This is a genomic window from Sphingomonas yabuuchiae (assembly GCF_001477495.1).
Taxonomy (GTDB): Bacteria; Pseudomonadota; Alphaproteobacteria; order Sphingomonadales; family Sphingomonadaceae; genus Sphingomonas; species Sphingomonas yabuuchiae_A.
Map to the genome: position 1 here is coordinate 1 of NZ_LDTF01000131.1, position 4,172 is coordinate 4,172.

At 67.8% G+C, this 4,172-nt stretch carries 4 protein-coding genes and 1 pseudogene; 3 read left to right on the top strand and 2 right to left on the bottom strand.

Annotation, left to right across the window (positions count from 1 at the left end):
• Positions 1 to 28: 28 nt before the first annotated feature.
• On the bottom strand, positions 29 to 856 hold the full coding sequence (gene thiD, locus NS355_RS17530; protein WP_058746853.1) for a bifunctional hydroxymethylpyrimidine kinase/phosphomethylpyrimidine kinase: 828 nt from the start codon (positions 854 to 856) through the stop codon (positions 29 to 31).
• A gap of 268 nt (positions 857 to 1,124) precedes the next feature.
• Here thiD and NS355_RS17535 point away from each other — a divergent pair, with 268 nt between their 5' ends.
• A complete protein-coding gene (locus tag NS355_RS17535) occupies positions 1,125 to 2,009 on the top strand; it encodes a bestrophin family protein (protein WP_058746854.1) in 885 nt (294 codons plus the stop codon).
• A gap of 141 nt (positions 2,010 to 2,150) precedes the next feature.
• Here NS355_RS17535 and NS355_RS17540 read toward each other — a convergent pair whose 3' ends face one another.
• Positions 2,151 to 3,572 (bottom strand): sigma-54-dependent transcriptional regulator, encoded by a 1,422-nt coding sequence (locus tag NS355_RS17540; RefSeq protein ID WP_058746855.1) that lies wholly within the window; start codon positions 3,570 to 3,572, stop codon positions 2,151 to 2,153.
• A 250-nt stretch (positions 3,573 to 3,822) separates the two neighbouring features.
• Here NS355_RS17540 and NS355_RS18840 point away from each other — a divergent pair, with 250 nt between their 5' ends.
• A complete protein-coding gene (locus NS355_RS18840; RefSeq protein WP_244489742.1) occupies positions 3,823 to 3,969 on the top strand; it encodes an aa3-type cytochrome c oxidase subunit IV in 147 nt (48 codons plus the stop codon).
• Positions 3,970 to 3,979: 10 nt separating this feature from the next.
• Positions 3,980 to 4,172, top strand: a pseudogene (locus NS355_RS17545) (NAD(P)(+) transhydrogenase (Re/Si-specific) subunit alpha); the annotation flags it as partial.

Consider the following 4,172-nt stretch of genomic DNA (forward strand, 5'->3'; position numbering starts at 1 on the left):
ATCCTCCCCGGCACAGGGAGGATAAGGGTTACCCCCAGCGCGCGGCGAAGGCGGCGGCGTCCCAGCCCTCGCGGCTGATCGCGGCGAGCAGATGGTAGAAGGGCACCATGCCCAGGCCATGCCCCATTGGCCCATGCCCCTGGCCCAGCCCCGGTGCGGCGGCGAGCGCGGCCTGGACGAAGGCGATGGCGCGGTCGACTGCATCGGCCAGCGGCAATCCCTGGCCCAGCCCGGTCGCGATGGCGCTGGCCAGCGTACAGCCGGTGCCATGGGTCGAGGTCGTCTCGCGCCGGGGATGCTGCCAGCGTTGCTCCCCCGCCGGTTCGACCAGCCGGTCCTCGATCACGGGCCCTTCGCCATGCCCGCCCTTGACCAGCAGCGCGCGCGTCTGGTGCCGTACTACCGCCTCGCCGCCCAGCGCCGCCAGTTCGGGAAGATTGGGCGTGGTCAGCGCGGCAAGGCCCAGGAACCGGCGAAAGGCGGCGATCACGTCCGCATCGGCCAGCACCGACCCGCTGGTCGCGATCATCACCGGATCGAACACGACGGGCAGGTCCAGCGCCTCGAGCCGGTCGGCCAGCGCATGGGCGGTTTCGGCCGATCCGATCATGCCGATCTTGACGGCATCCGCGCCGATATCGGCCAGCACGCTGTCGATCTGCGCCATCACCATGGCGGTCGGGATAGGATGCACGGCCTGCACGCCCAGCGTGTTCTGCGCGGTGATCGCGGTGATCGCGGTCATCGGATAGCCGCCCAGCATCGCGACCGTCTTGATATCCGCCTGTATCCCCGCGCCCCCGCCTGAATCGGAACCGGCGACGATCAGGATGCGGGGCGGGGGCGTGGCGCTCATATTTTTTGTCATGCCCGGCGGGTCGGTGCCGGGCAAGCGCCACCGCGCGGACCGGGCCGCCGTTCGTCCGCGATGTGGGGCGGGAATGGTCGCGGAAAGAAGCACTTGGCCGTCAAAGGACGAAAGGCGACAATATGGCCTGTTCGTGACGTTTGGTTTCCGCGCGCTCCGACCCCTTCTCCCGCTGCACTGCGTCATTATTTCGGTCGCGCATCCATCGGCGCGCTTTCGCGTTGCTGCGCATCGTGGATGATGAGGGAGACCAGAGTTGATCGTCGATGCCGTACCCCGCACTCGAATCATCATCGCCGAGGTTTGGCGTCCGCTGCTGGCGCTGTTCATCTGGGACGTGATCGTCACGGTCGCTTATTACGTCCTGCCCTTCAAGGCCCCCTCGCTGCCGTTGACGCTGTTCGGTACGGCGCTTGCGCTGTTCCTGGGGTTCCGCACGAATTCGGCCTATCAGCGCTGGTGGGAGGGGCGGCAGCTCTGGGGCCTGATGATCAACGCCTCACGCAATATCGCCCGCAGCGCGCGCAACTTCCTGCCCGAACCCGAAGGGCATGACCTGAAGCGGTCGATCGTGCTGCGCCAGATCGCCTATGTGAACGCGCTGCGCTGCCAGCTGCGCAAGCAGCCGGTCGATGGCGAGGTGCTGCGCTTCCTGTCGCGCGGCGAGGCGGAGCCGGCGCTGGCGCGGACCAACACCGCCAACGGCCTGCTCGACGGCACCGGCCGCCGGATCGCCGATGCGCAGCGCAAGGGCTGGATCGACACCATCCAGCAGAGCCAGATGGAATCGGTTCTGGTCGACATCGCCAATTCGCAAGGCGGCATGGAGCGGTTGAAGAACACGCCGCTGCCCAACCAATATCGCTTCATCCCCGCCTTTTTCACGCGGTTGTTCTGCGTGCTGCTGCCCATCGGTCTGGTCGAGACGCTGGGTTTCGCGACACCGGTCGGCTCGTCGATTGCGGGGCTGATGTTCCTGGCCGCGCTGCAGATCGGTGACGATCTGGTCGATCCCTTCTCGGATACCGTCCACGACCTGCCGCTCAGCGCGATGTGCCGGACGATCGAGATCGATCTCCTCCAGGCGATCGGCGACCCTGCGCCCGAGCCGATGAAGCCGGTCGATGGGGTGTTGTGGTAAGGATTTTTTGATCCTCCCCGGCACGGGGAGGTGGCAGGCCGAAGGCGTGACGGAGGGGGGCTTCCAAGAAGGACGTCCTCGACGGCACGCCCCCTCCACCATGCTGCGCATGGTCCCCCTCCCCTTGCAGGGGAGGAATTTTTAGGCCGCGTTGTCGATGCCCAGTTCGCCGAGCTTGCGGTAAAGCGTCGACCGGCCGATCCCCAGCCGCCGGGCAACCTCTGTCATGCGGCCGCGATAATGGCCGATCGCCAGGCGGATGACGTCGGCCTCGATATCCTCCAGCGGGCGAAGATGCCCGTCGGGGCGGAACAGGCTGACCCCGCCATTGGGGCTTCCCGCCGTCGCACCCGTCGTGGCGGTGGGGCGATCCCCCAGCGAGGCGATCTGCGGGAAATCGGCGGTGGTCAGCGCATCGCCCTCGCACAGCACGGCGGCGCGGAAGAGTGCGTTCTGCAACTGGCGGACATTGCCCGGCCAGTCGTAACGACGCAGCAGGTCGAGCGCATCCTCGGTAATGTCGAGCTGGCGCAGGCCCGGCTGCTGCGCGATGCGGTCCAGCAGATGGCGGGTCAGCGCGGCGATGTCGTTGGCGCGTTCGCGCAGCGGCGGCACCGCGACATGGGTGACGTTCAGCTTGTAATAGAGATCTTCGCGGAAACGCCCGGCCTCGACCGCCTCGACCAGCCGTACGTCGCTGGCCGCGATGATCCGCACATCGACCTCGCGCGCATGGCGGGCGCCCAGCGGCAGGATCGCGCCGGTCTGGAGCATGTCGAGCAGCCGTGCCTGCGTCTCGGGCGGCATTCCCGACACCTCGTCGAGGAACAGCGTCGATCCGTGCGCTTCGACCATCTGGCCGATGCGCCGTTCGAACGCGCCCGCAAAGGCGCCTTCCTCATGGCCGAAAATCACGCTGTCGAGCAGGTTGGCCGCGATCGTCGAACAGTTGACGCTGATCATCGGCCGCTCGGCACGGGGCGAGGCGGCATGGATCGCCATGGCGAGCGATTCCTTGCCGACGCCGCCCTCGCCCTCGATCAGGACGGCGGCGCGGGTGCGCGCGGCCTTGGCGGCGACGGCCAGCGCGGCGCGGAAGTCGGGGGCATCGCCGACGATCTCGTCAAAGGCGAGAAGGGCGGGGATCTTCTCGGTCAGCGGGCGGAGCTCGCCGCTGGTCTGGCCCGCGACACAGGCCTCCAGCGCGGCGAGCAGCCGTTCGGGGGCCAGCGGCTTGACCAGGAAGTCGGTCGCACCGGCGCGGATCGCCGCCACCGCCTGCGCCACCGAATCGTTGGCGGTCAGCATCAGGATGGGCAGTTCGGGGCGAAGAGCGTGGCAGTCGGCGATCAGCGCGGTGGCATCGGTGCCCGGCGCCCAATGGTCGATCAGCACGGCATCCAGCTCGCGTCCCTGCGCCGAGCCCAGGACCGAAGCCGCCATGTCCGCATCCGTCGCGAACAGCGTGCGCCATCCGCCGCGCTGCGCCAGCGCCGCGATCAGGCGTTGCTGTGCCGGCTCGTCATCGATCAGCAGCAGCAAACGTTGGCCGTTGCGCGTCATAGCTTGTCCTGTAACCCCAATTCGCCAATGTATAGCGCAACTTTGTTAAAATCTGCGTTAATTCGGGACAATCCCTTTTGTCGTGGGCCCGGCCCCGGATCACTTTTGAGATGTTTGGCGCATCGTCCCGAACGCTGCAAGGGTTCGCGCCGGTCGTTTCTGGGTTGATCCCGGCGGCCTGTCGAATAAGCTCCCGACAGGTTCATGCGGCGCGGGTCACGGCGGCAGGACGATAGCGGAGGTGAGGATCATGGCGGGCAACGACACCGGCATCAACAACGGCCCCGGCGGCATGAAGGCGCATGTCGCCACCTACGACCTGATGATCGGCATGCTCAAATGGGGGGCGGTGGTCGTCGCCATCCTAGTGGCGATCGTCCTCTGGCTGATCGCCTGATCCCGTGGCCTTGCGTATCGCGGTCCTGCGCGAAACCGCCCCCGACGAGGCCCGCGTCGCCGCCACGCCGGAAACCGTCAGGAAGCTGATCGCGCTGGGCGCGACGCTGGCGGTCGAGCGGGGCGCGGGGCTCGGCGCGGGCATCGCCGACGGCGATTACGAGCAGGCGGGGGCGCAGGTCGGCGAACGCGCCGGGGTGCTGG

Excerpts from the sequence above, each read along its gene's own strand:
- thiD (WP_058746853.1), bottom strand. The coding sequence starts at position 856 with ATGAGCGCCACGCCCCCGCCCCGCATCCTGATCGTCGCCGGTTCCGAT.
- NS355_RS17540 (WP_058746855.1), bottom strand. The coding sequence starts at position 3,572 with ATGACGCGCAACGGCCAACGTTTGCTGCTGCTGATCGATGACGAGCCG.
- NS355_RS18840 (WP_244489742.1), top strand. The coding sequence starts at position 3,823 with ATGGCGGGCAACGACACCGGCATCAACAACGGCCCCGGCGGCATGAAG.